Annotated in this window: 22 protein-coding genes, 1 tRNA gene and 1 riboswitch; of the genes, 14 read left to right on the forward strand and 9 right to left on the reverse strand. The window is 68.7% G+C overall.

The genetic code is table 11. The features are described from left to right. The 4 genes from Q8Q77_RS20775 to Q8Q77_RS18005 form a co-directional block, all read right to left on the reverse strand. A partial coding sequence (locus Q8Q77_RS20775; RefSeq protein ID WP_371130477.1) for a DUF1963 domain-containing protein occupies positions 1 to 156 on the reverse strand: 156 nt, incomplete at its 3' end. Continuing rightward, on the reverse strand, positions 153 to 1,517 hold the full coding sequence (locus Q8Q77_RS17995) for a metallophosphoesterase (RefSeq protein WP_305585161.1): 1,365 nt from the start codon (positions 1,515 to 1,517) through the stop codon (positions 153 to 155). The genes Q8Q77_RS17995 and Q8Q77_RS20775, both read right to left, overlap by 4 nt. 40 nt (positions 1,518 to 1,557) lie before the next feature. Next, a complete protein-coding gene (locus tag Q8Q77_RS18000) occupies positions 1,558 to 2,559 on the reverse strand; it encodes a hypothetical protein (protein WP_305585162.1) in 1,002 nt (333 codons plus the stop codon). Further along, on the reverse strand, positions 2,546 to 3,250 hold the full coding sequence (locus Q8Q77_RS18005; protein WP_371130476.1) for an AMP-binding protein: 705 nt from the start codon (positions 3,248 to 3,250) through the stop codon (positions 2,546 to 2,548). The genes Q8Q77_RS18000 and Q8Q77_RS18005 overlap by 14 nt, the downstream gene beginning before the upstream one ends. Before the next feature lie 71 nt (positions 3,251 to 3,321). Between Q8Q77_RS18005 and Q8Q77_RS18010 the strand changes: the two genes are divergently transcribed. The 5 genes from Q8Q77_RS18010 (at position 3,322) to Q8Q77_RS18030 (ending at position 8,722) form a co-directional block, all read left to right on the forward strand. Further along, positions 3,322 to 3,396 (forward strand) — tRNA-Gly (locus tag Q8Q77_RS18010). Positions 3,397 to 3,567: 171 nt separating this feature from the next. Beyond that, positions 3,568 to 4,128 (forward strand): OmpA family protein, encoded by a 561-nt coding sequence (locus tag Q8Q77_RS18015; RefSeq protein WP_305585165.1) that lies wholly within the window; start codon positions 3,568 to 3,570, stop codon positions 4,126 to 4,128. Positions 4,129 to 4,143: 15 nt separating this feature from the next. Next, on the forward strand, positions 4,144 to 4,968 hold the full coding sequence (locus Q8Q77_RS18020; RefSeq protein ID WP_305585166.1) for a hypothetical protein: 825 nt from the start codon (positions 4,144 to 4,146) through the stop codon (positions 4,966 to 4,968). A gap of 87 nt (positions 4,969 to 5,055) precedes the next feature. Further along, complete coding sequence (gene ppc / locus Q8Q77_RS18025; protein ID WP_305585167.1) at positions 5,056 to 7,752, forward strand: phosphoenolpyruvate carboxylase; 2,697 nt, start codon at positions 5,056 to 5,058, stop codon at positions 7,750 to 7,752. A 613-nt stretch (positions 7,753 to 8,365) separates the two neighbouring features. Continuing rightward, the gene (locus Q8Q77_RS18030; RefSeq protein ID WP_305585169.1) at positions 8,366 to 8,722 is read left to right on the forward strand and encodes a hypothetical protein; all 357 of its coding nucleotides are present in this window, start codon (positions 8,366 to 8,368) and stop codon (positions 8,720 to 8,722) included. An 84-nt stretch (positions 8,723 to 8,806) separates the two neighbouring features. Here the strand turns inward: Q8Q77_RS18030 and Q8Q77_RS18035 are convergent, their stop codons facing one another. Then, complete coding sequence (locus Q8Q77_RS18035) at positions 8,807 to 10,561, reverse strand: hypothetical protein (protein ID WP_305585171.1); 1,755 nt, start codon at positions 10,559 to 10,561, stop codon at positions 8,807 to 8,809. Between the two features lie 427 nt (positions 10,562 to 10,988). After that, a riboswitch (cobalamin riboswitch) is annotated at positions 10,989 to 11,177 on the forward strand. A 103-nt stretch (positions 11,178 to 11,280) separates the two neighbouring features. Between Q8Q77_RS18035 and Q8Q77_RS18040 the strand changes: the two genes are divergently transcribed. The 7 genes from Q8Q77_RS18040 (at position 11,281) to Q8Q77_RS18070 (ending at position 18,748) form a co-directional block, all read left to right on the forward strand. Further along, positions 11,281 to 13,218 (forward strand): TonB-dependent siderophore receptor, encoded by a 1,938-nt coding sequence (locus Q8Q77_RS18040; protein WP_305585172.1) that lies wholly within the window; start codon positions 11,281 to 11,283, stop codon positions 13,216 to 13,218. 72 nt (positions 13,219 to 13,290) lie between these two features. Continuing rightward, the gene (gene cobO / locus Q8Q77_RS18045; RefSeq protein WP_305585173.1) at positions 13,291 to 13,902 is read left to right on the forward strand and encodes a cob(I)yrinic acid a,c-diamide adenosyltransferase; all 612 of its coding nucleotides are present in this window, start codon (positions 13,291 to 13,293) and stop codon (positions 13,900 to 13,902) included. A 5-nt stretch (positions 13,903 to 13,907) separates the two neighbouring features. Further along, a complete protein-coding gene (locus Q8Q77_RS18050) occupies positions 13,908 to 14,765 on the forward strand; it encodes an ABC transporter substrate-binding protein (RefSeq protein ID WP_305585212.1) in 858 nt (285 codons plus the stop codon). Beyond that, the gene (locus tag Q8Q77_RS18055; RefSeq protein ID WP_305585174.1) at positions 14,762 to 15,739 is read left to right on the forward strand and encodes an iron ABC transporter permease; all 978 of its coding nucleotides are present in this window, start codon (positions 14,762 to 14,764) and stop codon (positions 15,737 to 15,739) included. The genes Q8Q77_RS18050 and Q8Q77_RS18055 overlap by 4 nt, the downstream gene beginning before the upstream one ends. Beyond that, complete coding sequence (locus Q8Q77_RS18060; protein ID WP_305585176.1) at positions 15,736 to 16,512, forward strand: ABC transporter ATP-binding protein; 777 nt, start codon at positions 15,736 to 15,738, stop codon at positions 16,510 to 16,512. The genes Q8Q77_RS18055 and Q8Q77_RS18060 overlap by 4 nt, the downstream gene beginning before the upstream one ends. After that, positions 16,512 to 17,987 (forward strand): cobyric acid synthase, encoded by a 1,476-nt coding sequence (locus Q8Q77_RS18065; protein ID WP_305585177.1) that lies wholly within the window; start codon positions 16,512 to 16,514, stop codon positions 17,985 to 17,987. The genes Q8Q77_RS18060 and Q8Q77_RS18065 overlap by 1 nt, the downstream gene beginning before the upstream one ends. 164 nt (positions 17,988 to 18,151) lie before the next feature. Beyond that, positions 18,152 to 18,748: a sensor histidine kinase gene (locus Q8Q77_RS18070; RefSeq protein ID WP_305585178.1), complete on the forward strand. Its 597-nt coding sequence runs from the start codon at positions 18,152 to 18,154 to the stop codon at positions 18,746 to 18,748. Here the strand turns inward: Q8Q77_RS18070 and Q8Q77_RS18075 are convergent. The 4 genes from Q8Q77_RS18075 to Q8Q77_RS18090 all read right to left on the reverse strand — a co-directional run bounded on the left by Q8Q77_RS18075 (position 18,745) and on the right by Q8Q77_RS18090 (position 22,337). After that, a complete protein-coding gene (locus Q8Q77_RS18075) occupies positions 18,745 to 19,479 on the reverse strand; it encodes a Crp/Fnr family transcriptional regulator (RefSeq protein WP_305585179.1) in 735 nt (244 codons plus the stop codon). The two genes, Q8Q77_RS18070 and Q8Q77_RS18075, sit on opposite strands and share 4 nt — an antisense overlap. Before the next feature lie 319 nt (positions 19,480 to 19,798). Further along, a complete protein-coding gene (locus Q8Q77_RS18080; RefSeq protein WP_305585180.1) occupies positions 19,799 to 20,296 on the reverse strand; it encodes a pyridoxamine 5'-phosphate oxidase family protein in 498 nt (165 codons plus the stop codon). Between the two features lie 75 nt (positions 20,297 to 20,371). Beyond that, a complete protein-coding gene (locus tag Q8Q77_RS18085; RefSeq protein ID WP_305585181.1) occupies positions 20,372 to 21,337 on the reverse strand; it encodes a CsgG/HfaB family protein in 966 nt (321 codons plus the stop codon). Between the two features lie 133 nt (positions 21,338 to 21,470). Beyond that, complete coding sequence (locus Q8Q77_RS18090) at positions 21,471 to 22,337, reverse strand: LysR family transcriptional regulator (protein ID WP_305585183.1); 867 nt, start codon at positions 22,335 to 22,337, stop codon at positions 21,471 to 21,473. Positions 22,338 to 22,442: 105 nt separating this feature from the next. Between Q8Q77_RS18090 and bla the strand changes: the two genes are divergently transcribed. Both bla and Q8Q77_RS18100 read left to right on the forward strand, forming a co-directional pair. Further along, on the forward strand, positions 22,443 to 23,303 hold the full coding sequence (gene bla, locus Q8Q77_RS18095; protein ID WP_305585184.1) for a class A beta-lactamase: 861 nt from the start codon (positions 22,443 to 22,445) through the stop codon (positions 23,301 to 23,303). 312 nt (positions 23,304 to 23,615) lie between these two features. Then, entirely contained in the window at positions 23,616 to 24,440 is an 825-nt protein-coding gene (locus Q8Q77_RS18100) for a hypothetical protein (RefSeq protein ID WP_305585185.1), read from the forward strand. Positions 24,441 to 24,477 lie beyond the last annotated feature (37 nt).

Raw genomic sequence — 24,477 nt, forward strand, 5'->3', positions numbered from 1 at the left:
CATCATGCCCGCTTCATCATCCGTGTCGAGCTGCAGCAGCAGACGCCAATCTGCCAGGTCGCCGCCCCGTTGGCCCAGGCGCCTAGCGATGTCTTGGCACTCCGCCTCCATGCTGTCGCTCTGAACCGGGCACGGATAGCCGGCACGTGCTGTCAGGCCTCGGCCAGACTCAGGTCGGTTGCCGGAATGAGGGCCGCCTGAGCCGACAGGGTCGCGCCTCGAAAGGGTTCATCGGCCAAGGCCGGGGAGCGACGCCCGACTGTCCATTCCCCGGACCATTGGTCGGCTGAAACACCCGTTGCGGCGGCGCCCTTCATCGACGTCCAGGGCCCCGCCCCGTTCCGCCACAGCAGTCCGCCTGGTCCCATCTCTGGGCAAAGGCGCAATTCGATCGAGAACGGGGCCCCCGCAGATAGGCTTGGGCCACTCCAGGTCAACGGACTTCGGCCCGGCCCTCGCGCCGCAACCGCAGTGAGGCGTTGGGCTGGCCCCCGAAGGCCCACCCACAGCGAAGGCATGGCCGAACCCTTCCGCGCGCTGAAGAGGGTTTGCGGCGCCCCGTGACCGGCCGCGGCGGCCTCGCCGGAGAACACTAGACCCAGCGTGTGCGGACCATCGAGCGGCGGCGCGACCTCCTGGCTCCCCTCCGCCAGCTCTCTCCACACCTTTGCAGGCACCGCAAGGGGCGGCCAGGAGAGCCCTTCTCGCGGGCAGCCGGCGGTGTCGAGAACTTGATAGCGAAAGCCCTGTCGATCGACGGCGGCCTGTACGCAGTGCAGATACTCTATTCCCTCCGGCATGCGATGAGCGGTGCCGGCGCCGGCGGTGCAGACTTGCAAGATCCCCTGATGAACCTGCACATCGAAGGCGAGGATATGGCTGCAGAGATAGGCGGCCACGCCCGCCTGCACTAGGAGGCTCCAGAAGGCGTGACTGCACTCGGGGGCGATGTCGCGCTGATAGGCCCCGGAGAAACCGTTCACCGGATGGACGGGATGATGCCCAAGGACGAATTTGTATTGAGCGTCGCCGTGCGCCTGCAGGACCTCGGCGACCCAGTCGACATCCACAAAGCCCTCGCCGCCAAACCCCGTATGCACGAAAACGAGGAGCAGATCGCCGCGCCGCACGAAATAGGAGAGTCCGCGCTGCCCAGGGGGGCCGTTGTCTGGCAGGCGCAGTACGCGACGGAACATCTCCTCACTCGACGCGTCGTAGGTCGTGTGGTTGCCCGTCGTGTGCCAAAGAGGAGTGCGCGAGCGGTCGAGCCAGGCCATCTCCCGATCGAGCCAATGTCGCCACTGCCGTTCCAGGACCGCCTCGTCGGCGGTCAGGCCAACGATCTCGTCACCCAGGAAGAGAACAAACTCAGGCTCCGGATGAAGGGCCGCAGCTACGGCGTTCACGGCAGCGAAGGTGGCCTCATGCGGCGCGCCTGGCACGCCAGAGCATGCGTCGCCATAGACGAGGAACTGATGGCCCGAACCGCGTGGCGCAAGCGCATCGATCCTGGTCATGAAGTCCCTCGGCATTCCGGCTGACGACAACCAGCTTGGCTCAGCCGAGGCGATCCGTCGAGCAACGCTCTCTGGCGTCGAGCGCCTGGAGCGGGGTGATGACCAGGGCGCCCCACAGGTAGGGGCTGACCGCCAAGACTAGCCATGGACCGCGACGATGTGGGTTCTGGCGCGCTCGCCGCAGGTTCTCGAGCAGGTCGGTCCCGAAGCTGTGCCCTAGATCGGCCTTGCTGTCAGGAAACCACCGCTCCGGGGCGATACGGCAAATGTCACCGTAGAACTGGACGGAGGTTCTCTGGATATTGGCGGTGATGAACCCCTCGATGTCGCCAACCTCCACGCCGGCCTGGCTGAGAGCAGCACGCGTCGCCCCCCTGACGGCCTTGGCGGTCGTCATCAAGAAATGCGGTCGCCGGGCCATAAAGTCGATCTCCCGCAGGCCTTGATGACCCCGGGTGGCTGTTCCCAGGATCTCGAAGCTTTCGGGACCCCCAGGCTTTGCCGCGACGATGCAGGCGCTCGCACCGTCGCTGAGGACGCCCTGGTCCATCGCGGCGACGCGATCGTCGTCAGAACCTCGATCGGCGGTGATCACCGCGACGGTGCTATAGGCGCCCGCCCGAACCAGCGCTTGCGCGACGTGAATGGCCGTGGCGAGGTTGGCGCAACCGCCAAAGCCTAGGCCGATGAGCGCCGCCTCGCTCAGGCCCTCTGCTCGGCAGGCCGCGGAGACGGTGTCAGCGTCTGCGGGAGAAATCCGGGTGGACGCATAGAGGATGACGTCGATTGAGGCGGCAGCGCCGGGCCAGCGGTCCAGGGCCTGGCGAAGCGCGCGCGCGATCAGCTCATCCATAGCGCCTTGATGACGGCGATGGGTGTGGAAGCCATCCTCAATCAGCGTAGCCAACAGCGTCTCACGTCCCCCAAGCTGCAGGTCGCGGGCGGCGCAAGGGGCCCCGAGCGCTGTCCCGATAGCGCTCAGATAGACGGGCGGTCGCGCGGCGGCGGCAGGCTGGCGCAACTCACCTTCAACCTGCGTCAAGTTCGGTCACCTTCGAGGTTGGCGGCCGGGCTGGCTGGGAGAGCTCGGCCTTAAGCTCATCTCGACTAAGCTTGCCCGTCGCCTTCCGCGGCAGGTTGGCGACGACGTGCATCTGATCCGGCATCATCGTGGCGGGGATCGCCTTGGCGAGATCCGACCTTACGGCCTGCGCGCTGAGGCTGTGCTGGCTCGCCACATAGGCGATAATCATAAGCCGCGAGCCAACCTGTTCGGTGATGCAAACCGCATCATGAACGTGCGGAATCTCACGAAGGGCGGCTACAATCTCAGCAAGGGCGATGCGTGTGCCGGCGCGTTTGATCACTTGGTCGAGCCGGTCAAGATAGACATACTCGTCCTCGGCGTTTCGCTGGACCAGGTCGCCGGTGCGGTAGACGCGATCTCCCGCGATCAGGTCGGTTCGGATGACCCGCGCATTGGTTTCCGGATCGCCCAGATAGCCCTCCATAACCTGCACGCCGCCGATGCAGAGCTCCCCGGCTTCCCAGGCTCCGGTCACCACCTGGTCGGTGTCGTCGACGATGTAGAAGGTCACCCCCGCGTAGGGCTTGCCCAACGGGATCTTCGTGTTGGTCCTCAGAAGATCGTCAGTGACTTCCCGACTGCTCCCGCGACTGCATCGCCGCCGAGCTTGCAACGCGCGTCTCCGTCTGCAAGAACCACTCCGCATTGGAACATCAGCACTTGGGAGCCAAAAAAGAGCCAGGCATCGCTGGCGTAGGTATCTAAGTCCTTGATAATGCGGGCGTAGCTCAGGGGTAGAGCGTCAGCTTCCCAAGCTGAATGTCGTGGGTTCGAATCCCATCGCCCGCTCCAGGTCTGCAGGCGCCGTCGCGTTCAAGGACCTGGCAAGGACCTGGCAAGGACCTGGGAATGCGCCCTGCGCCGAACCCGCGTAGCCTACAAACCGCCCTTTTCGAGCTTGATGAAGTCTGCGGTGGAAAAGGCTAAGGTTGGTTCTGGCGAACCGAAGACGGAGGGACTTGCATGATCCGGCGTGCATTGATCGCGGGGGTGGCGTTGTTGGGTGTGGCGAGCCTGGGCGGCTGCGCCACCAAGGAATATGTCAACGAGCAGGTGGGCGTGGTGTCCGGTCGGGTCGCCGATCACGACACCAAGATCGCGGGCCTGGATCGCACGACGCGCGAGGCGCTGCAGCGGGCGGAAAGCGCCGGCAAGCTGGCCGAGGGCAAGTTCGTCTATTCGATGGTGCTGTCGGACGACAGCATGAAGTTCCCGGTGTCCAAGGCGACCCTGTCGCCCGAGATCCAGGCCAGGCTCGACGCCTTCGCCGCCAAGCTGGCGACCGAAAACCGCAATGTCTATGTCGAGGTGCAGGGCCACACTGACGCCACGGGATCGGCGGAGGGTAACTACCGACTTGGCCAGGAACGGGCCGAGGCCGTGCGCCGCTACCTGAACCAGAAGGGCGTGGCGCTGAACCGCATAGGTACGATCTCGTACGGCGCCGACGCGCCCGTCGCGCCCAACACCGACCGGGCCGGCCGCTCCGCCAATCGCCGGGTGGTGCTGATCGTCCTGGCCTAGGAGACAGGCGAGCGCGTGAGTGATTCAAGCCAGGGGGCGAACGGCCGGTCAGGGTTCCTGGCCCAGGCTCGCCGCCGGTTGGCGAAGCGGCGCGGACCGCTCGTCGCGGCGCTCAGCGTCGTGGGCCACGCGGTGATGCTCATCGTGATGTTCCCGTTCCAGCCGGAGCCGCCCCGCGCACGCGCTCCCGAGCCCATGCCCGTGGAGCTGGTCCAGGCGCCCCGCTTCGAGGCGCCCAAGCCCGAGCCTGAACCGCCAGGTCCTCCGACGCCCAGTCCCGCAGAGGCCGCTCCGGCGGCGGCGCCGGCTCCCACGCCGCCGACGCCCGTCGAGCCCCGGCCGCGGCGGACCGTCTTCCGGCAGACGCCCGCGCCGCCGCCCGACGTGGCGCCCATGCCGGCAGGGGAGAGCTTGGCGGGCGATCCGGGCGCGGAGGTGAGCGACGGTCAGCTGGCCGGGGCGGCGACCGCCGGCTCGGGCGGCGGCGGCGGCGACTGCAACATGCCCAGGCGGCTGCAGGCCGCCCTGCGCCGGGACCGGCTGGTCCAGGCCGCCGTCGCCGAAGCCCATCGCGGCAAGGCGCTCATGGTCTGGAACGGGAACTGGGTCCGCCATCGCGGCCAGGAGGGGAGCGGCCTGGCCGCCGTCCGGGAGGCGATGATGTGGGAGATCGGGTTCGCGCCCGAGGCGTGCCGCACCGAGCGGGTGCGCGGCCTGGTCCTGCTCTCCTTAAGCGACGGCCCGGGGTCCGCCCGGCTGGTGGTCGGGTCGAGCGACTGGCGCTGGTCGGACCTGCTGTTCTCGCCTTCGGCCGCCAGGAGCGGCGCCCAGCGGCCCTGAGGCCGCTCCAATCGCGACAGCCGCCGCGACAGGTAGTAAGGGGCGGTTCCAAGCCGCATTCCGCACTCCAACATCGCGATGACAACGATGACCGAAACCCTGCCCGACATGCTGCGCGCCAGCGTTCGTTTCCTGGGCCGCATCCTGGGCGACGTGATCCGGTCCGAGGACGGCGAGGCCGTGTTTAGTCAGATCGAGGACATCCGCCGGGCGTCCGTCGGGTTCCACCGCGAAGGCACGGAGGCGGCGGCCAAGCTGATGGCCGACCGGCTGGGGCGGCTGAGCCTGCCCGACACGGTTCGGTTCGCCCATTCGTTCGCCTGCTTCCTGCAGATCACCAACATCGCCGAGGACCAGATCCAGCGCCGCCGCGGCCGCGTGGGCGACACCCGCGGCGACACCCTGGCAGGGGCGCTGCGGACGCTTGAGGCCCAGGGCGTGGGCGTCGATGCGGTCATGGCGCTGCTGGACGGCGCCCTGGTCGCCCCAGTGATCACCGCTCACCCCAGCGAGGTGCGGCGCAAGAGCGTGCTGGACCGCCAGGGCGCCATCGCCGACGACCTCGACGCCTACGACCACGCCCATACCGACGCCGACCGCGCGCGGCTGGAGCGCGAGCTGATGCGCCAGGTGGCGATCTTCTGGCGCACCCGGCTGCTGCGCAGCGTCAAGCTGGGCGTCGACGACGAGATCGAGAACGCCGTCTCCTATTTCGAGCGCAGCTTCCTGCCCGAGCTGCCCAGGCTCTACGCCCACTGGCTCGAGGTGTTGGGCGGGCCCGCGCGGCTGCCTTCCTTCCTGCGGGTCGGGTCCTGGGTCGGCGGAGACCGCGACGGCAATCCCAACGTGACCCAGGCGGTGATGCGCCAGGCCATGGCGCGCCAGTCGCGCGCCGCCCTGCGCATGTACCTCGACGCCATACATTCGCTCGGCGCCGAGCTCTCGATCTCCGCCTCCCTTGCGGGCGTCACGCCGGAACTCCAGGCCCTGGCCGACGCCTCGCCCGACCCCTCGCCGCACCGGGCCGACGAGCCCTACCGCCGGGCGCTCACCAACATCTATGCGCGGCTGGCGGCGACCTATCCGCTGCTGACCGGAGAGCCGCCCGCCCGCCGCGCTGCCGGTCCCGCCCAGCCCTATGAGGGGCCCGACGGCCTGCGCGCCGACCTGCAGACGGTGCTGGACTGCCTCCTGGCCCGCCACGGCCCGGCCTTCGCGCGCGGCCCGCTTCCCGACCTGATCCGGGCGGTGGAGATCTTCGGCTTCCACCTGGCGCGCCTCGACCTGCGCCAGAACTCCGCCGTCCACGCCCGCGTCACCGCCGAACTGCTGAAGGGCGCCGGGGTCTGCGACGACTACGAGGCGCTGGACGAGGAGGCGCGCTGCGACCTGCTGCTGGTCGAGCTCTCGCACGGCCGCCTGCTGCACACCCCCTTCGCCGACTACAGCGAGGAGACGTCGCGCGAGTACGACATCCTCACCGCCGCCGCCGACCTCAAGCGCCGCTACGGTCGCGACGCCATCCGGGCCCACATCGTCTCCAACACCACCTCGATCTCCGACCTGCTGGAGGTCTACCTGCTGCTGAAGGAGGTGGGCCTGTTCACCCCGGGCGAGCCCGCCCGCACCCAGGTGTTCGCCGAGCCCCTGTTCGAGACCATCGCCGACCTGCGCGCTGCGCCGGCCATCATGGCCCGCTACCTGGCCCTGCCCCTGATCCGCGAGCTGGTCGAGCCGGTGGGCATCCAGGAGGTGATGATCGGCTATTCGGACTCCAACAAGGACGGCAGCTACCTGACCTCGACCTGGGAGCTGCATCAGGCCTCCCTCGCCCTCGCCGACGTGATGCGCGACGCCGGCCTGCGGCTGCAGCTCTTCCACGGCCGCGGCGGGGCGGTGGGTCGCGGCGGCGGCTCCAGCTTCGACGCTCTGCTGGCCCAGCCCCAGGGCACCATCGGCGGGCGCATCCGCATCACCGAGCAGGGCGAGGTGGTGGCCAACAAGTACGCCGACCCCGAGCTGGCCCGCCAGAGTCTGGAAACCCTGGCCTCGGGCGTGGTGCTGGCCTCGCTGCGCAAGCCCGCCCAGTCCGAGCTCGCCGCCCCCCATGCCCAGGTGATGGACGCTCTGGCCGGTGAGGCCATGGCCGCCTATCGCGCCCTGGTCTACGAGACGCCGGGCTTTGTGGACTACTTCTTCGCCGCCACCCCGATCAGTGAGATCGCTGACCTCAACATCGGCAGCCGCCCGACCTCGCGCCAGGCCAAGCGTAGCATCGAGGGCCTGCGCGCCATCCCCTGGGTGTTCTCCTGGTCGCAGTCGCGCGCGCTGCTGCCCGGCTGGTACGGCTTCGGCTCGGCGGTGGCCCGCTCCGGCGCGCCCATCTCCCAGCTGCGCGAGCTGCATGAGGCCTGGCCCTTCTTCTCCTCGGCGCTCGCCAACATGGAGATGGTGCTGGCCAAGGGCGACATGGCCATCGCCGGGCGCTATGCGGGCCTGGTCGAGGATCGCGCCCTGGCCGACCACGTCTTCGGCGAGATCCGCGCCGAGTGGGACCGCACCCACGAGGCGCTGCTGGCGATCACCGGCCAGGCCGCCCTATTGGAGAACAACCCCGACCTGGCCGCCGTGATCCGCTCGCGCCTGCCCTATATCGACCCGCTGAACCACCTGCAGATCGAGCTGATCGCGCGGCGGCGGCGTGGCGAGGACACCGACGCCGTGCGCGACGGCATCCACCTGACCATCAACGGGATCGCCGCGGGCCTGCGCAACACCGGGTAGACCATTTCCCGCCGAAGCGGACACCGGGTCGGCGAAGAAAATGCTCCGATCCAATCAGGTCGGATTTTGCTCCAGCGGCGCCTGGCGGGGGATCGGTCCCTATTCCGCTCTCATGCGCGGGCGCCTCGACGCGTCTCGAATTCTGACGGGCCTCGGGCCCAAGCTCTCTGCGACGAACAAGGGAGCGCGCCATTGGGTTGGCCTGCTTCTCCTGGTCCTGGACGGCGGCGCGTTCGCCGCGGCCGTCGACATGGTCGCGGCCCTGACGCCGGCCGGAAAACGCAGATCGAGCCTCGGCCCCCGCCGTGTCACCGCAAGGGCCCACCCCGGCGCGGGTTGTGTGTCACTTAAGCTTCACAATGTTTAACATGCGCGCGCGCCGTAAATTTCCTCGTAATCTAAACAACACAGTGAAGCTGTTAAGGTTTAACATTAGCAAATATGAACAACCATACTGCATTCATGCCGATAGTTGCACTAACTATCCTTCATCAACCGCTCAATGAGGCCAATGTTTATCATTATTGGGAAAATTGGTGCTTTACAAGATGTCCGGACGTGCAATCGTCCAGCCGTCTACTAACCAAAAAGTTATCCAAAGGGAGAGCTGTTCATGAAGACGTTTCTAGCGATTGCTGCGGTTGCTTTTGGGCTGGCCATCGCCGGCGCCGCCACCGCCGAGCCCGCCACGATCACCAAGGATTTCGGCTGCAGCGGCTTCGTGCCGAACCCGGACGGAAGCCCCGCCTCCTTCCTCGGCACCACCGAGTCACACTCGGTCGTGACGAGCAGCGGCGTCACGTCGCTGGTCTGCAAGTTCGACATCCCGGACGGGGCGGAGCCGGCCAAGGCGACGCAAGGCAATGACTTCCTCTGCAACACGTACCTGGGTCTGACGACCGACTCGAAGATGGTCGCGAGCCCGGGCGGCAACGCGACGCTGACCTGCAGGATCAACGGCCAGCCGTAACTAGGTCTTGAAAGACAGGCCCGCGCCGCCATGCGGCGCGGGCCTTTTCTTGCGCGTCGCCCTGGCTCGTCCTGAGGCGGCGAACTACAGCTTCATACCGAAGGAGACCAAGAATCCTTCGGGCTTATACTCTTCGAACAGCTCATCCAGCGCGTGATCGAAACCGGGAAAGACATAACGCGTCTCCTCGAGTTTCCGGCGGTAGGCGAACGTCAAGTGCAGGTCCGGCCGCTCGAAACGCCTTTGCAGATAGCGAGAAAGGTCGAGGGTCGCCGTCAGGCCAAAAGTGTCTTGGGACGAGAAATAGGTCTCGTCGTTCAACCGCATTTGGTTCTGTTCCTGGCCGAGCCGAAGCCTGAATTCGGGCCCGTTCGGGCGCCCGTACGCGATCGTCTGCCCGCTTGAAAAGGTCGTATCGCTGTGGCCGCCGAGGCCGGCGGATGAGGTCTTCGTCAGAATGCCATCGACGCCGAACCGCCAGCCATTCCACCTGATGGTGTGGGAAACCTGGACGAGTTGATCCACGCTCGCGCGCACGTCCGGCGTGGCTCCAACCTTCTGATCGCGCCAATAGTTGATCGCCGTATCTCCGGCGCGGCTCGTCCAGGTCGCATCGACCTCCCAGCTCTCACGATCGTAGATCTGGACGGAGTTCGAAAAGGCGTTCTCGGTTCGGCGGGAACTCCAGTTGATCGACAGCGTCTGGGGAAGCAGCGGGGCGAAGGTTCCGAGACGCGACACAAGGGCCGGGCTCAGGGAATGCGGCTCAAGGTCAAGCGACACGCCCCGCGCCTCGGTGCCGCTAGTGAGAAAGCTGGATTCACCGGTCGGCGTCACGCTGGATCTTCTTGAGCTCACACGCAGCGAAGCCCCGTCCACCTTGACGCCAAACCGGCTTGTCTCGAACGAGCCGAAGCTGGAGGCATAGTTGTCAACCGTGGCCGAGAAGCGGTAGTCGCCCATCTTGAGCGTGCTCGACAGAGCGGTCCGCGTTCCGGGCAGCGCGATTTGCCTCTGCAGAGGTATGCTCCGCCTCGTGAAATAGTTGTCGCTCACGACGCTGAAGTCACCCGCGACCGACCAGCGCAACGCAGGCGAATCCACAAGCTTCACCTCCAGCCTGTGCGAGCGGGCCGTACCGTCCTGCTCGTTCCTCCTGATCCGCGCCCATGGTTCGTCGTAGAGCGGTGCTTCCCAGTTCTCGCTCCAGGCCATTTCAGTGGTGAACTTCACGCGGTCCCCGAAGAGATCGCCCTTCAGTCCAATGAGACTTACCCTGTTCTCGTCGCTCAGTTTCTGCGTGCTGCGGCTGATCAGACGCTGAGGCGTCAACATACCCGCGGCGGTCCATGCGACGGACGCATAGGCCTCGAAGCCGCCGAACGATGCGGAAGCGTTGCTGTAGCTGAAACTCAAGCCCCGGGTGACGTCGCCAAAGTCGCACCCGGAGAAGCCGGTCTCACTCTGCCCGGAGACCGGCGAGGCCTGGCTGCAAGGCACGGTGTTATCAATGATCGCGTCTATCTTCGTGCGCGCTGCATCATCCCGTTCGGCGTCTGCCGGCGGGGCCACATCATATGATGTGGCCCCGCCGGCCTTGTAGTCCGGCGCGTACGTCCACTGGCTCGAAGCCAGCAAGGCTTGAGCGACGACCACCCCACTGGGCTGCGTCGCGCCGTGTTGTTGAGCGTCCGGCGGGGGGGGCGCATCAGGTGACGCGGTTGCGGCGGTCTGGCTCTCGGCGGCCTGCGCCCACGGGCTCGAGGCAAGCAAAGCGATAAAGGCGATGGCTCCGCTGGACAGCGAGGCCCGACATCCTTGTCCCCCATGTCTGCGCATCCGCGTTCTTCAGAATAGTGGCGTCCGCTAAGGGCGAAGCTTCCCAGGACGTCCTGCGGGAAATGTTAATCCGGAAGTGATCTCGGCGCCAGAGGAGATGGACTCAATTCACCCTCGCCAACGCCTCTTCAGTCTTGCCACACCGATCATCAAGTTCGAAGGCTCGACATGCGCGTGTGGATCGTTCCAAGGAGGGATGATATCTCATTGAGATCATAGATTCAGTTCCTCAGGGCGTCGCATTTGCTTAACTACTCTAAATGTCCGACGCTGGGCGCCGCGTCGCCGCGGGCGCTGAACCCGCCGTCGCCCTCACGTCGAGAAACCTGTTGGTCGCCCAAACGGGCGGTTTCAGCCTGATCATCGTTTCGATCGGAACCTTCGTCCTGTTGCCGCGCCGCGATTGACGCTCCGCATGGCAGAGCCTATTTCCGGCCCCGCGACAGGTTCCCCGCAGGGGGATTAATAGGGAACTCAGGTGTGAAACCTGGGCTGCCCCCGCAACTGTAAGCGGCGAGCCCGCGCGTCATGAGCCACTGGACATTCGTCTGGGAAGGCGGCGCGCAACGGCTGTGACCCGTGAGCCAGGAGACCTGCCTGACGCGGTCGTCCTTCGTACGGTCGGTGGGACCGCGCGAACGGGGAGCTTTCCCGAGAGACGACGTCCGTTGGTCCGCGTGCAAGCGCGGGCTCGTCGTCACGTGTCAGGGGGAACCCGAATGAAGACCCTATTGCTCTCCACCACCGCGCTGCTGTGCGGCCTCGCCAATCCCGCCTTCGCGCAGGTTTCGGCGCCCATCGCCGCCACCAGCGTCAGCGAACTGGTGGTCACCGCCAATCGCTCGCCCCAGGAAGCCGACCGCGTCGGCCAGAGCGTCACCCTGATCACAGCCCAGGACATCCAGGCCAGCCAGGTCGTCGACGTCTCCACCCTGCTGGCCCAGACGCCGGGCGTCACCGTCTCGCGCAACGGCGGTGTCGGCGGCGTGACCTCTATCCGCATCCGCGGCGCGGAGACCGACCAGACCGTGGTCGTGGTCGATGGGGTGAAGCTGAACGACCCGTCCGCCGTCGGCGGCGGCTACAATTTCGCCAACCTGCTCGCGGGCGATATCGGCCGCATCGAGATCCTTCGCGGCGCGCAATCGACCCTGTGGGGCAGCCAGGCCATCGGCGGGGTGGTCAACATCATCACCGCCGAGGCGATCGAACCGTTCGAAGGTACCGTGCAGCTCGAGGGCGGCGCCCGGGGTTCGGCCTATGCCCGCGCCGCGGTGGGCGGCAAGGCGGAGCGCGTCACCTGGCGCCTGGCCGCGGGCCGTTTCCAGACCGATGGGCAATCGGCCTTCCGCCTCGGCGCCGAGAAGGACGGCTACGAGCACACCGGCTTGAGCGGTCGGGCCGTGGTCCGCGCCACCGATGCTGTCTCGCTCGACCTGCGCGCGGTCTATTCCAAGGGCGAGAACAATTTCGACGGCTTCCCGGCGCCGGTGTTCGCGTTCAGCGACACCCGGGAATACGGGACCACCGAGGACTTCGTCGGCTATGCGGCGATCAATTTCGACCTGGGCGCCCTGACCAATCGCATCGCCTACGCCTACACCCGCACCGACCGCCAGAACCTCAATCCCGACCAGGCCGTCACCCCGGTGACCTTTGACGCCCGTGGCGAGAACCGGCGCTGGGAGTACCAGGGTGTCTGGACGATCAACGACGCCTGGACCGCCACCTTCGGCGCGGAGACCGAGGACGCCGAGATGACCTCGGCCTCGCCCAACGCCTTCGCGCCCACGCCGACGCCGCTCCGCGGCCAGGCGGGGATCGACGGGGTCTACGCCCAGGTCCAGGGCGAGGTCCTGGCCGGGCTGACGCTCACCGCCGGAGTGCGCCGCGACAGCCACGACACCTTCGGCGACGCCACCCTGGGCCAGCTCGCCGCGGCCTGGTCGTTCAATGAGGGGAACACCGTCCTGCGGGCCAGCTTCGGTCAGGGCTTCAAGGCGCCGACCCTCTATCAGCTCTACAGCGAGTACGGGAACCTGGCCCTGAACGCCGAGGAAGCCGACGGCTGGGACGCCGGGGTCGAGCACCGTTTCGCCGACCGCTTCAAGGTCTCCGCCACCTGGTTCCAGCGCGAGACCGAGAACCAGATCGACTTCTTCTCCTGCACGGTGAGCATTACGAATCCGCTCTGCCGGCGTAACGGCATCCCCCGTTTCGGCTTCTACGCCAACACCGCCCGCACCAAGGCCCACGGCGTGGAACTGGAAGGCTCGGCCGATCTCGGTCCGCTGACGGTCTCGGCCAACTACACCTGGACCGAGACCGAGAACACCTCGCCGGGCAATGCGAACCGCGGCAAGCAGCTCGCCCGCCGTCCCGAGCATCAGGCCAATATCCAGGTGACCTACACCTGGGCCAATGACGCGGCCCTGACCGGCGCCATCCGCCATGTGGGCGACAGTTTCGACAACGCGGGGAACAGCTATGTCCTGCAGGGCCACACCCTGCTGGACCTGCGCGCTTCGTGGCCGGTGACCGACGCCGTCGAGGTCCACGGTCGGGTCGAGAACGTCCTCGACGAGGACTACGAGACCACCCGCAACTACAGCTCGCCCGCCAGGGCGGCCTATGTCGGGGTCCGCGCCAAGTTCTGATCCGGCCCTTTCCCAATCGGCGGACCAGGCTCACGCTTGGTCCGCCGCCGACCCCTCGCGACGGGAGACCCCATGACCGAAGACGCCAGGAACGTCGCCCACCGCGAGGCCATGAAGGCGCTGAAGGCGCAGCGCGAGGCGTTGATGGCCACCAAGACCGACCAGGCGCCGGGCCTGCTGCTGGTCCACACTGGTGACGGCAAGGGCAAGTCCACCGCCGCTTTCGGGATGGTCGCGCGCGCCCTGGGCTGGGGCCAGAAGGTGGGGGTGGTGCAGTTCATCAAGGGCAAGTGGGTCACCGGCGAACGCGAGTTCTTCAAGCGTTTCCCCGATGAGGTCCGCTTCGAGGTGATGGGCGAGGGGTTCACCTGGGACACCCAGGACCGCGCTCGCGATGTTGCGGCGGCGCAGGCCGCTTGGACCGTCTCGCTGGAGATGCTGGCCGATCCGGGGCTGGACCTCGTGCTGTTCGACGAGCTCAACATCGCCCTGCGCTACGACTATCTCGACATCGACCAGGTGGTCGCCGACCTGGAGGCCCGGCCGCGCGACAAGCACGTGGTGGTCACCGGACGCAACGCCAAGCCGCAGCTCCTGGCCATCGCCGACCTCGTCACCGAGATGACCCTGGTCAAGCATCCCTTCGACCAGGGGATCAAGGCGCAGCGGGGGATCGACTTTTGAGCTGGATGCTGACCCGCAGGTCGGCCCTGGCCGCCGGGGCGGCCGTCCCGCTGGGCGGCGCCGCCAGGGCCGGACCGCGCCGCATCGTCTCGCTCAATCCCTGCCTGGACGCGATCCTGGTCCACGTGGCCGACCGAGGCCAGATCGTGGCGCTGAGCCACTACTCCCGCGAGCCCAGCAGCTCCAGCATCGGCGCGCTGGGCGCCGCCTTTCCCTTCACCTACGGGACGGCCGAGGAGGTGCTCGCCCTGGCGCCCGACCTGGTGCTGGCCTCCCGGTTCACGCCGCCGGCGACCCGCGACGCATTTCGGCGTCTGGGGATCCCCGCCCAGTTCTTCGACCTGAACGAGACGGTGGCCTCCAGCCTGGCCCAGGTGCGCCATGTCGCGGGCCTCGTCCACCGCCCCGAGCGAGGCGAGGTCCTGGTCGCCCGGATCAAGGCGGCCCTGGCCGCCGCCGCGCCGCCGCCGGGCATCCCGGTGCTGACCGCCCTGGTCTTCCAGGCCGGTGGCTTCGCCTCGGCGCGGGGCACCCTGATTGACGAGATGATGCGCCGCACGGGCTTTGCGAACGCGGCCACCCGCTACGGCCTGGAGCGCACCGGCGCCGTGCCGCTGGAAAACCTGGTCGCCGATCCGCCGGACGTCCTGCTGGCGGGACGCGTCAAGCCCGGCGCCCCCACCTGGTCCGACCGGGTGATCGGCCACCCGGCGCTGGCGCGCGTCGCCCACCGCATGCACCGGGCCGACTTTCCTCAGCAGCTCACCTTCTGCGGAGGTCCGACCCTGATCCGCACCGCCGCCTTCCTGGCCAAGGCGCGCGGCGAGGCGTTGGCGGCCCGCGCCGCGAGCGGCCGCGCATGAACCGCCGTACCGTCACCCTCGCGGCCCTCGTCGCCCTCACCGTCGCGCTGGCCCTGGTCAGCATGGCCGCGGGCCGGCTCTGGGTTCCGCTCGCGGACTGGGCCGACGCCGCCAACCCCCGCTCGGTGATCATCCTGGAGCTGCGCCTGCCGCGCACTCTGCTCTGCATCGCCATCGGGGCGGCGCTGGGCATGTCGGGGGCGGCCATGCAGGGCTACACCCGCAATCCCCTGGCCGATCCCGGCGCGCTCGGCGTCTCGTCGATGGCGGCGCTGGGGGCGGTGTTGACCCTCTACCTCGGCGCCGGCGCCTCCCAGCCCTGGGTGATCGCCGCGGCTGCCATGACCGGCGCCCTGATCGCCGTCTTCCTGCTGCTGGCCCTGTCGGGCCAGGCCTCCAGCATCGTCACCTTCCTGCTGGCCGGGGTGATCCTGCAGACCGTGGCCGGCGCCGGGGTGGCGCTGGCCCTGAGCCTCGCCCCCAACCCCTGGGCGGTGAACGAGATCGTCAACTGGCTGATGGGGTCGCTGGCCGACCGCAGCCTCGACGACGTGCGCATGGCCGCGCCGCTGATCGCCGTCGGCTGCGGCCTGCTGTTGCTCATCGGCCGGGGCCTGGACGCCCTCACGCTTGGCGAGACCGGCGCGCGGTCCCTTGGGATCAACATGACCGCCACCCGCTGGCTGCTGGCCGTGGGAGTGGCGCTCACCGCCGGCGCCAGCGTCGCGGTCACCGGGGTGATCGGCTTCGTCGGGCTGATCGTGCCCCACCTGCTGCGGCCCCTGGTCGGCGCGCGGCCGGGCGGGCTGCTGATCCCCAGCGCGATCGGCGGCGCGGTCCTGACCCTGGCCGCCGACATCGCCGTGCGCCTGACCCCGGCGGCCAGCGAGGTGAAGCTGGGCGTGGCCATGGCGGTGCTGGGCGGGCCGTTCTTCTTCGCCCTGCTGCTGTCGCTGCGAAAGAGGATCGCATGAGCACGCTCAGCGCCCATGAGGTCCGCGTCCGCCTGGGCGGCAAGCTGGTCGTCGATGACGTGACCGCCACCTTCCAAGCGGGCGCCGTCACCGCCATCCTCGGCCCCAACGGCGCGGGCAAGTCGACCCTGCTGGCCTGCCTGGCGGGCCTGCGCAGGCCCCAGTCCGGCCAGGTCCGCCTGGACGAGATCGACGTGCTCTCCATGCCGCCGCGCGCGCGTGCCCGGCGCATCGGCTTCATCCCCCAGACCCCGGAGATCGCCTGGGCGGTGGAGGCGCGGATCCTGGTGGGTCTCGGCCGCACCCCCTTCATCGGCTCCAGCGGTCTGTCGCGGGAGGACGCCCAGGCCATCGACCGGGCCATGGCCGCCGCCGGGGTCGAGTCCCTGGCCGAGCGCGACGTCACGACCCTCTCAGGCGGCGAGCGGGGCCGCGTGCTGATCGCCCGCGCCCTGGCCGGCGAACCGGAATGGCTGCTGGCCGACGAACCGCTCACCGGTCTCGATCCCGGCCACCAGCTCGACGCCGGCGCCTTGTTCCGCAGCCTCGCCCACGACCAGGGCCGGGGCGTGGTCCTGACCCTGCACGACCTCTCCCTGGCCGCGCGCATCGCCGACCGGATCGTGGTCATGGCGGCCGGAGAGATTCTCGCCGACGGAGCGCCGGAGACGGCGCTCTCGCCCGACGTTCTCGCCGCCGCCTACGGCATCGAGGCCCGCTACGTGACCGGCGCCTCGGGTCCGCTGATCGAGATCGTCGGGCGCGGCGGCTGATGGCCGCCCTGATGATCCAGGGCTGCGGCTCGGACGTGGGCAAGTCGGTGCTGGTCGCCGGCCTCTGCCGCCTGTTCGCCAATCGTGGCCTGACCGTGCGCCCCTTCAAGCCGCAGAACATGTCCAACAACGCCGCGGTGACCGCCGACGGCGGTGAGATCGGCCGCGCCCAGGCCCTGCAGGCCATGGCCTGCCGCACGCCCGCCACCGTCCACATGAACCCGGTGCTGCTGAAGCCCCAGAGCGACGTCGGCGCCCAGCTCGTCGTGCGCGGCAAGATGGCGGGAACTTGGGCCGCGCGCGCCTATCAGGGCCGCAAGGTCGAGCTGTTGGGCGTGGTGCTCGAGAGCTTCCGCCTGCTGGAAGCCGAGTGCGACCTGGTGATCGTCGAGGGCGCCGGCAGCCCGGCCGAGACCAACCTGCGGTCCGGCGACATCGCCAATATGGGGTTCGCCCGCGCCGCCCAGGTCCCCGTCGTCCTGGTCGGCGACATCGACCGCGGCCACGTGATCGCCGCGCTGGTCGGCGCCCATGCCGTCCTCGATCCCGAGGACCGCGACATGATCGCGGGCTTCCTGATCAACAAGTTCCGCGGCGATCCCAGCCTGTTCGACGACGGCCGGGCCGAGATCGTGCGCCGCACGGGCTGGGCCGACTGCGGCATGGCCCCCTGGCTCGCCGCCGCCCGGCGGCTGCCCGCCGAGGACGCCGTGGTGCTGGACCGCGTGAGCGCGGGCGAGCGGCGGCGGGTGAAGATCGTCGCCCCCATGCTCTCGCGCATCGCCAATTTCGACGAGTTCGATCCCCTGCGCACCGAGCCCGAGGTGGACTTCGCCTTCGTGCCCCCGGGGACGCCGCTGCCGGGCGACGCCGACCTGGTGATCCTGCCGGGGACCAAGGCGACCTTGGCCGACCTCGCCTTCCTGCGCGCTCAGGGCTGGGACATCGACCTCGCCGCCCACGTCCGGCGGGGCGGGAGGGTGCTGGGGGTCTGCGGCGGCTTCCAGATGCTGGGCCGCTCGGTGGCCGACCCCCTGGGCGTCGAGGGCCCGCCCGGCGAGGCGCGGGGCCTCGCCCTGCTCGACGTGGCGACCACCCTGACCGGCGACAAGGTGCTGGCCCCGACCGCTGGGAGCCTCACCGCGGGCGGCCGGTTCGAGGGCTACGAGATCCACGTCGGCCGCACGGAGGGTCCCGACCTCGCCCGCCCGATGCTGGTCCGCGACGATGGGACGACCGACGGCGCGATCTCCGCCGACGGCCGGGTCATGGGCGCCTATGTCCACGGCCTGTTCGGCCTGGGCGCGGCGCGGACGGCCCTGCTGGCGCCGCTGGGCGCGGCGTCGGACGGCGTCGACGAAGTCGCCCGCGTCGACGCCGCCCTCGACGAGATCGCCCTGGCCCTGGAACAGGCTTTCGACATCGCGCGGCTGGCGGCCATGGCTGGCCTCGAGACCTTCCCGCACCGCGACTGATCGCCGCGAAGATTCGCGTGAGGCGCGAGTTATTCAACCTGGGCCATATAAAAATCACGAGTTCGCCGCCAATTCCTGCGACAACTGTCAACTCGGCGACGGACGCGCGCCGTTGAAGGCGTATTACTAGACCTGCTTTCAAACGCTGGGGGGCTTTGACCGCAATGACCGACGAACACGGCGATGCGAGGACGGCGTCCGAACTTCGCCATCGGATGGCCAACACCTTCCAGTTGATGGCCGCCCTGGCCCGCATGCGGGGGCAGAAGGCCGGCGACCCGGAGGCCAAGCGCCAGCTCACCTGGATGGCCGACGCCATCGGCTCGCTGGGCGCGCTCGAGCGCCACCGGCTGGAGTCGGGGGTCGATTTCGCCGCATATCTCGCCGACATGACCCCGGTCTGGCAGCGCCGGCAGGGCGCGCGTCCCGCCGAGGTGCGGCTGGCCTGCGAGCCCGTTCAGGTCACCGACCAGGCCGCCTCGACCCTCGCCCTGATCGCCCAGGAGTTGGTCTCGAACGCCATGACCCATGGCTATCCGGACGGGCGGGTGGGGGTGGTCAAGGTCGGGCTTCGCCGCCTGGCCGACGATCGCTACGAACTCACCGTGGTGGACGACGGCCAGGGGTTCGATCCCACATCGCCCGGCGCCCGCGAGCGGTTCGGCCTGTGGTTCGTGCGCAGCCTGGCCGCGCAGGTCCGGGGTGAGTTCAGCCTGGAATGCCAGGACGGCGTCGCCGCCCGGCTGGTCTTCTCGCTCTAGTTTCGGGTCCGCTCGACGGCATGGTGCTGCGGCAGCAGCCGCTCATAGTTGCGCCGCACCACGTCGTAGCACTCGCAGGACACCGCCTCGAGGCCTTCGCGGCTGATGATATCCACAACCCCACGGCGATAACGGATATAGCCCTTTTCCTGCAAGGTCCTGGCGACGGCGGTCACGGTGGTCCGCTGCACCCCCAGCATGTCGGCCAGGAACTCCTGGGTCAGGGCGACGGTGTCGGTGGCGATGCGGTCGTGGCAGGTCAGCAGCCAGCGGCAGAACCGGGCCTCGACCGAATGCAGGGCGTTGCAGGCCACCGACTGCACGGCGTGGCCGAACAGGGCCTCAGTGTGCATGTCGACCATCTCACGGATCTTGGCGCTCTTCTCCCAGGCCTCGTGGAGCTGGCCGGCCCCGATGCGGGCGGCCCGCGTCGGGGTCTGAACGATGGCGCGCGACAGCGACTGGCGCGGCGCGACCGCGCCCATCAGGCCGAGCGCCCCCTCGCGCCCGATCGTGGCGCTTTCGATGGCCGCGCCGTTCTCCATCAAGGTCATCAGCGAGATGACCCCGTCATGCGGGAAATACACCGTGTCGACCCGGTCCCCCGGCTCGTACAGCAGCCGCCCGCGTTCCAGGTCCACATGCGTAAGATGCGGCGCCACCAGCCTGTAGTCTTCGGGCGGCAGGGCTGAGAGCAAGCGATTTTGCACCGAGATCAGGGGCCTTTGCATCGGGGAATCAGAACGCAGCCGTATAGCTTCGGTTACAAGTTATCGATGACGTCGCTCCAAGACTGTCGAGAACTCGACACAAGTCCAATGTGAGCTTTGTAAACGCAGAATTGGCTCCCTCAAGAGGAGGAAAGATCTTGTCCGTGGTCACGGCGTGGGGGTATGTCGGCAAGTCGACGCAAGTATATCTTTGGCGCACAAGTCGGCGTCGTCAGAATCCGCCGCTGATCTTGCGGCGCTGATCTCTTGACTTCGAGCGCGACGATGCGCCGCAGAATGGTCTTATTTGGAGGCCGGCGACGGCCCCGCGGGCCTGCCGTCAGTGGAAGTGCAGGTTGGTCCGGCCGCCCAGGTGCGGTTCGTGGCGGGTGGCGTTGGCCATGGCGATCTCCCAGGCGAACTTCACCGGCCCGCCCTGCGAGATCCAGACGTCGGCGTCCTCGCACTCCATGCGCAGCAGGGTGAGCTTCGGATCCGCCCGGCCTTGCGGGTACCAGGCGGCCACCACCGCGTTCCAGTATTTGTCGATCCGCGCCTGGTCATGCTGCAGGGTCAGCTGGCCGCAGATGCAGGCCTGCACGTCGCGCTGCTGGAAGACGAACATGGCCTTGTGGCCGGCGCCGACGTGCTGGGCCAGATCGCTGTCGGACTTCGTGAAGAACCAGATCTGCTCGCCCTCGCGCTCGACGAAGGCGGTCATGGGCTGGGTGTGATGGGCCAACCGGCCGACGACGCCCAGCATTCCGACCGGATGGCGCTCGATTTCTTCCCAAAGCCGCCGTTCAACGGCGACCCGGTCACTCATGTCGATGCTCATGACAGCTCCTGGGTTGAGGCTCCGCTATAACCTCAACCCGTGAAGCGGCCTGGAGTTCCGAGCTGCGCCGTAGACCTAGTTCCGGGGCGTGATGAAGGCCGATGAGACCCAGCCGCGGTTGCCGTTCTCGTCGTCGACTTCCCACCAGATTCCGTTTTTCTGGCCGGTGGGATAGACGAGCTCGCCCACGGCGAACGACCGGACGGCCGCAGCCTGCGGCGAGGCGGTCTTGCGCAGGACCACGGTGGACTTGGCGGTGTAGGCCTGGATGCCGGCGTTGGCCGAGGCCTGGACCCCGGTGGGCACCTGGCCAGCCTGCATGTAGCGGACCAGATCGATGAAGGCGTTGAAATAGGCCGCGGTGATCACCTTGCCGATGTCAGTGTTGGCGTAGCCGCCGCCGGCCGCCGCGCCGAAGCCGGTGGTGCCGAAGGCGCTGCCGCCGCCGCCGAAGGAGATGTCGGTCTTCTTGGCCACGCCCTCGGCGACATAGAGTTGCTCGGTGGTCCGGGCGTCCACCAGGGTGATCAGCGCCTGGGCCTCGGCCTTCTTGGTGCGCAGGCCGCCGGCCAGGGCGCCGAAGCCGCCGGGCAGCAGGGAGCCCGCGATGGCTCCGATCGCCGCGCCGCCGGTGTTGGAGTCAGAGTTGGCGATGTCGGGGATGATGAAATAGTCGGCCGAGGCCACCTGGCCCTTGCCGATGTTCGAGCCGCGGCGCAGGTCGCCCGAGGCGCCCAGCTGGGCTTCCTGGGTGCGCATCTGCAGGCCGCCGGCGCGGTCGACGATCCGCAGGCAGCCCGAGCGGGCCGCGAACAGCTTCAGCAGAGCTTCCGGATTGGAGAGCCCCAGCTCGGTCCACCAGCGGTTGGCCGGCTCCTGCACCGCCGCGGTGCCCAGCGGGCGGTCGCACTTGGGCAACTCGGGCGTCGCCGCGTTCTTCGGCGGCTTCTTGTCCATGCCGAACTGGGCGCTCGCCGGGGTCGAGACGGCGAGCGCGGCGACGAGGCTCATGGCCAAGGTGGTCGTAAAGGTCTTGCGCATAATGCCCCTCCTGGATTCTTGGGTTGGTGAGAGCCTAGGCCTCCAGGTAACGGCGATCAATCGGTAGAGCTGGGGCGAACGCACGTATTGTCGTGGCCGACTTAGGTATACCGCGTGCTCAGCCGCCGCCCGCCTAAGACATGTTGAGCGCCAGCCAGTCCTCCAGCGCGCGCATGGCCCGCGTCGGCTCCTTCGACTTCAGCCAGCTCAACCAGTAGTGGCCGGAACCGGACTCCAGGGAGAACGGCTGGGCGAGCCGTCCGGCGGCCAGGTCGCGCTCGAACATCGAGGCGGGAGCAAGCGCCACGCCCAGCCCCTGGGCGGCGGCCTCGGCCATGACGAAGGAGGAGTCGAACAGCGGCCCCCGCAGGGGCGGGCAGGGCAGGCCGGCGGCGGCGAACCAGGCCGGCCAGTCGTCGGCGCGGTACGAGCGCAGCAGGATCTCGCCCGCCAGCGACGCCGGCCCCACCAGCCGCTGGGCCACTGCGGGCGCGCACAGGGGGGTCAGGGGCGCCGCCGCCAGCCGCACGGCCTGCGTCCCGTGCCAGGCGCCGTCGCCGAACCGGATGGCGCAGTCCAGGCCCTCGCCCGCCAGGTCGACGCGGTTGTTGTTGGTGGCGATGCGCAGGTCCACGAAGGGATGGGCCTCGTGGAACGCCCCCAGCCGAGGCAGCAGCCAACCCACCGCGAAGGTGCCCACCACCCCCACGGTCAACACCTCGCGCACCCGTCCGGCCTCGAACCGCGCCATCACCTCGCCGACCCGGTCGAAGGAGTCGCGCAGCACGGGCAGCAGGAACAGGCCCTCGTCGGTCAGGGCCAGGCCTCGCGGCAGGCGGCGGAACAGCGTCACCCCCAGCCGCGCCTCCAGCCCCTTCACCTGGTGGCTGACCGCGGCCTGGGTGACCGAGAGCTCCAGCCCCGCCCGCGTGAAGCTCAGGTGCCGGGCCGAGGTCTCGAAGGCGCGCAGGGCGTTGAGGGGCAGGTGGCCGCGCGACATGGCTCTGACTCCCAAAATTTTCTAGGGTCAGCGCCGATCTAACATCGTTTGCGCATCGGCGCGCCGGCTTTCAATCTGCCCCTGTCAGACAGGGAGCGATCGGGCATGAGACGTCGAGACTTCACCTTCGCCCTGGCGGGCGCGGCGGCGGCATGGCCCGCCCTGGCGCGCGCCCAGGCAAGATTCACTAAGGAATTCGAGACCCTGGAGGCGCACAGCAAGGGCCGCCTCGGCGTCGCGGTCCTGGACATCCGGACCGGGGGGCGCCTGGCCTGGCGCGGCGACCAGCGGTTTCCCATGTGCAGCACCTTCAAGGCCCTGGCGGCCGCTCAGGTCCTGACACGGGTCGATCAAGGCAAAGACCAGCTAGGGCGGCGCATCGTCTTCCCAGCCGCCGACATCGTCGCCTATTCGCCGGCCACCAAGGACCGGGTCGGCGCGCCCGGCATGACCCTGGAGGCCATCTGCGAGGCGGCGGTCACGCTCAGCGACAACACCGCCGCCAATCTGATGCTGAAGGGGCTTGGCGGCCCCAAGGGCTTCACCGCCTGGTGCAGGTCCATCGGCGATCCGGTCACCCGTCTCGACCGATGGGAGACCGCCATGAGCGAGTCCGCCCCCGGAGATCCGCGCGACACCACCAGCCCCTCGGCCATGGTCGAGACCCTGCGCCGGCTCACCTTGGGCGACGTGCTGACTCCGGCCTCCCGCGCCCGGCTGGTCGGCTGGCTCGTGGCCAATCAGACCGGCGACGCGCGGCTGCGCGCCGGGCTCCCCAAGACCTGGAAGGTGGGCGACAAGACCGGCTCCGGCGGCCACGGCACCACCAACGACATCGCTGTCCTCTGGCCCCCGAACCGCCCCCCCATCCTGGTGGCCGCCTATCTGACCGGAGCCAAGACCAGCGCCGACGCGCGCAACGCCGTGCTGGCCGAGGTCGGACGTATCGTCACGCGGATGGTCTAGGCTGGCGCGGCGAGCCCCCTCCGTCACGTCGCCGAAGGGGGCGACGCGCCACCGTGATGAGCGCCGGCTCGCTCTTGCGAGCCGGATGCGATCGACAACGATTTGTCGATCGCCGCGAAGAACGCCCTTCGCCTCGCGAAGGGCGGGGCCCCAAATCGCGCTGCGCGCTGGGGGAGGATCTGACGGCTCCTAGATGCTCCCCTTCTGGGGGAGCTGTCAGCGAAGCTGACTGAGGGGGACTTTGACTCTTTCAAGCTTGTCGGAGACCCGCGACGCCTTGGGGTCTTCCGCTCAAGGCTGGGGATGGTCATGATGGCGGCATTCAAAGACGCCGACTTCGATTCCAATCCCTATTCAGAGACGATATTTTCAATGACCGAGATCGTGGTGCCCCGCCAATTCCGCGGGCCTCCCTTCACTGCCAATGGCGGATACATCTGCGGCGTGCTGTCGAACGCCGTCGGCGGACGCGGCGCGGCCATGCTGCGCGCCGGTGTGCCGCTTGATGTGACCGTCACCCTGTCGCCCGGCGAGGACGGCGGCGTGATCCTGTCCAACGCCGAGGGCGCCCTGCTGGGCACGGCCCGCCCGGCCTCGGACGACGCCATCCCCCCCACGCCTCCGGCGCCGCCCGGGATCGAGGAGGCGAGAACCGCTCAGGCGGCCTCGCCCTTCGCCCAACGTTCCCTGCACCGCGGCTGCTTCTCCTGCTGCGTCGAACGCGAGGACGGCGAGGGCCTGGGGGTCCATGTGGGCCAGCTCGAGGGTGCGCCCGCCGGACATTGCGCGGGCCTCTGGACTCCACACGCCAACTTCGCCGACGCCGACGGGACAGTCCCCGACGAGATAACCTGGGGTGCGCTCGACTGCTCGGGCTCCATGGCCTGGTGGATCAGGACCGGCGCGCCGGTCGGCCTGCTCGGCACCATGGCCGGCGAAGTCCTGAAGAAGCCCCGCGCCGGCGAGACCTATGTGGTGGTCGCCTGGACCCGCGAGGTCGAAGGCCGCAAGCATTTCGCCGGCGTCGCCCTGTTCGACGCGGCGGGCGAGGTCATGGCCCGCTCCGGCCAGATCTGGATCGGCCGCCCCCCCACCGCCCCGCCGCCCCGCCCGCTAGAGACGACTGCGGGGGCCTAGGCGCCCGCGCAGGCGCAGCCTCTCCTCTCTCCACCCG

Origin of the sequence: Phenylobacterium sp. (assembly GCF_030698145.1) — a bacterium.
In the GTDB taxonomy this organism is placed as follows: domain Bacteria; phylum Pseudomonadota; class Alphaproteobacteria; order Caulobacterales; family Caulobacteraceae; genus Phenylobacterium.

Bases quoted from the DNA above. Each gene is read 5' to 3' on its own strand.
- Q8Q77_RS17995 (WP_305585161.1), bottom strand. From the start codon at position 1,517: ATGACCAGGATCGATGCGCTTGCGCCACGCGGTTCGGGCCATCAGTTC.
- Q8Q77_RS18005 (WP_371130476.1), bottom strand. From the start codon at position 3,250: ATGCGGAGTGGTTCTTGCAGACGGAGACGCGCGTTGCAAGCTCGGCGG.
- Q8Q77_RS18015 (WP_305585165.1), top strand. From the start codon at position 3,568: ATGATCCGGCGTGCATTGATCGCGGGGGTGGCGTTGTTGGGTGTGGCG.
- ppc (WP_305585167.1), top strand. From the start codon at position 5,056: ATGACCGAAACCCTGCCCGACATGCTGCGCGCCAGCGTTCGTTTCCTG.
- Q8Q77_RS18030 (WP_305585169.1), top strand. From the start codon at position 8,366: ATGAAGACGTTTCTAGCGATTGCTGCGGTTGCTTTTGGGCTGGCCATC.
- Q8Q77_RS18035 (WP_305585171.1), bottom strand. From the start codon at position 10,561: ATGCGCAGACATGGGGGACAAGGATGTCGGGCCTCGCTGTCCAGCGGA.
- Q8Q77_RS18040 (WP_305585172.1), top strand. From the start codon at position 11,281: ATGAAGACCCTATTGCTCTCCACCACCGCGCTGCTGTGCGGCCTCGCC.
- cobO (WP_305585173.1), top strand. From the start codon at position 13,291: ATGACCGAAGACGCCAGGAACGTCGCCCACCGCGAGGCCATGAAGGCG.
- Q8Q77_RS18050 (WP_305585212.1), top strand. From the start codon at position 13,908: ATGCTGACCCGCAGGTCGGCCCTGGCCGCCGGGGCGGCCGTCCCGCTG.
- Q8Q77_RS18055 (WP_305585174.1), top strand. From the start codon at position 14,762: ATGAACCGCCGTACCGTCACCCTCGCGGCCCTCGTCGCCCTCACCGTC.
- Q8Q77_RS18060 (WP_305585176.1), top strand. From the start codon at position 15,736: ATGAGCACGCTCAGCGCCCATGAGGTCCGCGTCCGCCTGGGCGGCAAG.
- Q8Q77_RS18065 (WP_305585177.1), top strand. From the start codon at position 16,512: ATGGCCGCCCTGATGATCCAGGGCTGCGGCTCGGACGTGGGCAAGTCG.
- Q8Q77_RS18070 (WP_305585178.1), top strand. From the start codon at position 18,152: ATGACCGACGAACACGGCGATGCGAGGACGGCGTCCGAACTTCGCCAT.
- Q8Q77_RS18075 (WP_305585179.1), bottom strand. From the start codon at position 19,479: ATGCAAAGGCCCCTGATCTCGGTGCAAAATCGCTTGCTCTCAGCCCTG.
- Q8Q77_RS18080 (WP_305585180.1), bottom strand. From the start codon at position 20,296: ATGAGCATCGACATGAGTGACCGGGTCGCCGTTGAACGGCGGCTTTGG.
- Q8Q77_RS18085 (WP_305585181.1), bottom strand. From the start codon at position 21,337: ATGCGCAAGACCTTTACGACCACCTTGGCCATGAGCCTCGTCGCCGCG.
- Q8Q77_RS18090 (WP_305585183.1), bottom strand. From the start codon at position 22,337: ATGTCGCGCGGCCACCTGCCCCTCAACGCCCTGCGCGCCTTCGAGACC.
- bla (WP_305585184.1), top strand. From the start codon at position 22,443: ATGAGACGTCGAGACTTCACCTTCGCCCTGGCGGGCGCGGCGGCGGCA.
- Q8Q77_RS18100 (WP_305585185.1), top strand. From the start codon at position 23,616: ATGGCGGCATTCAAAGACGCCGACTTCGATTCCAATCCCTATTCAGAG.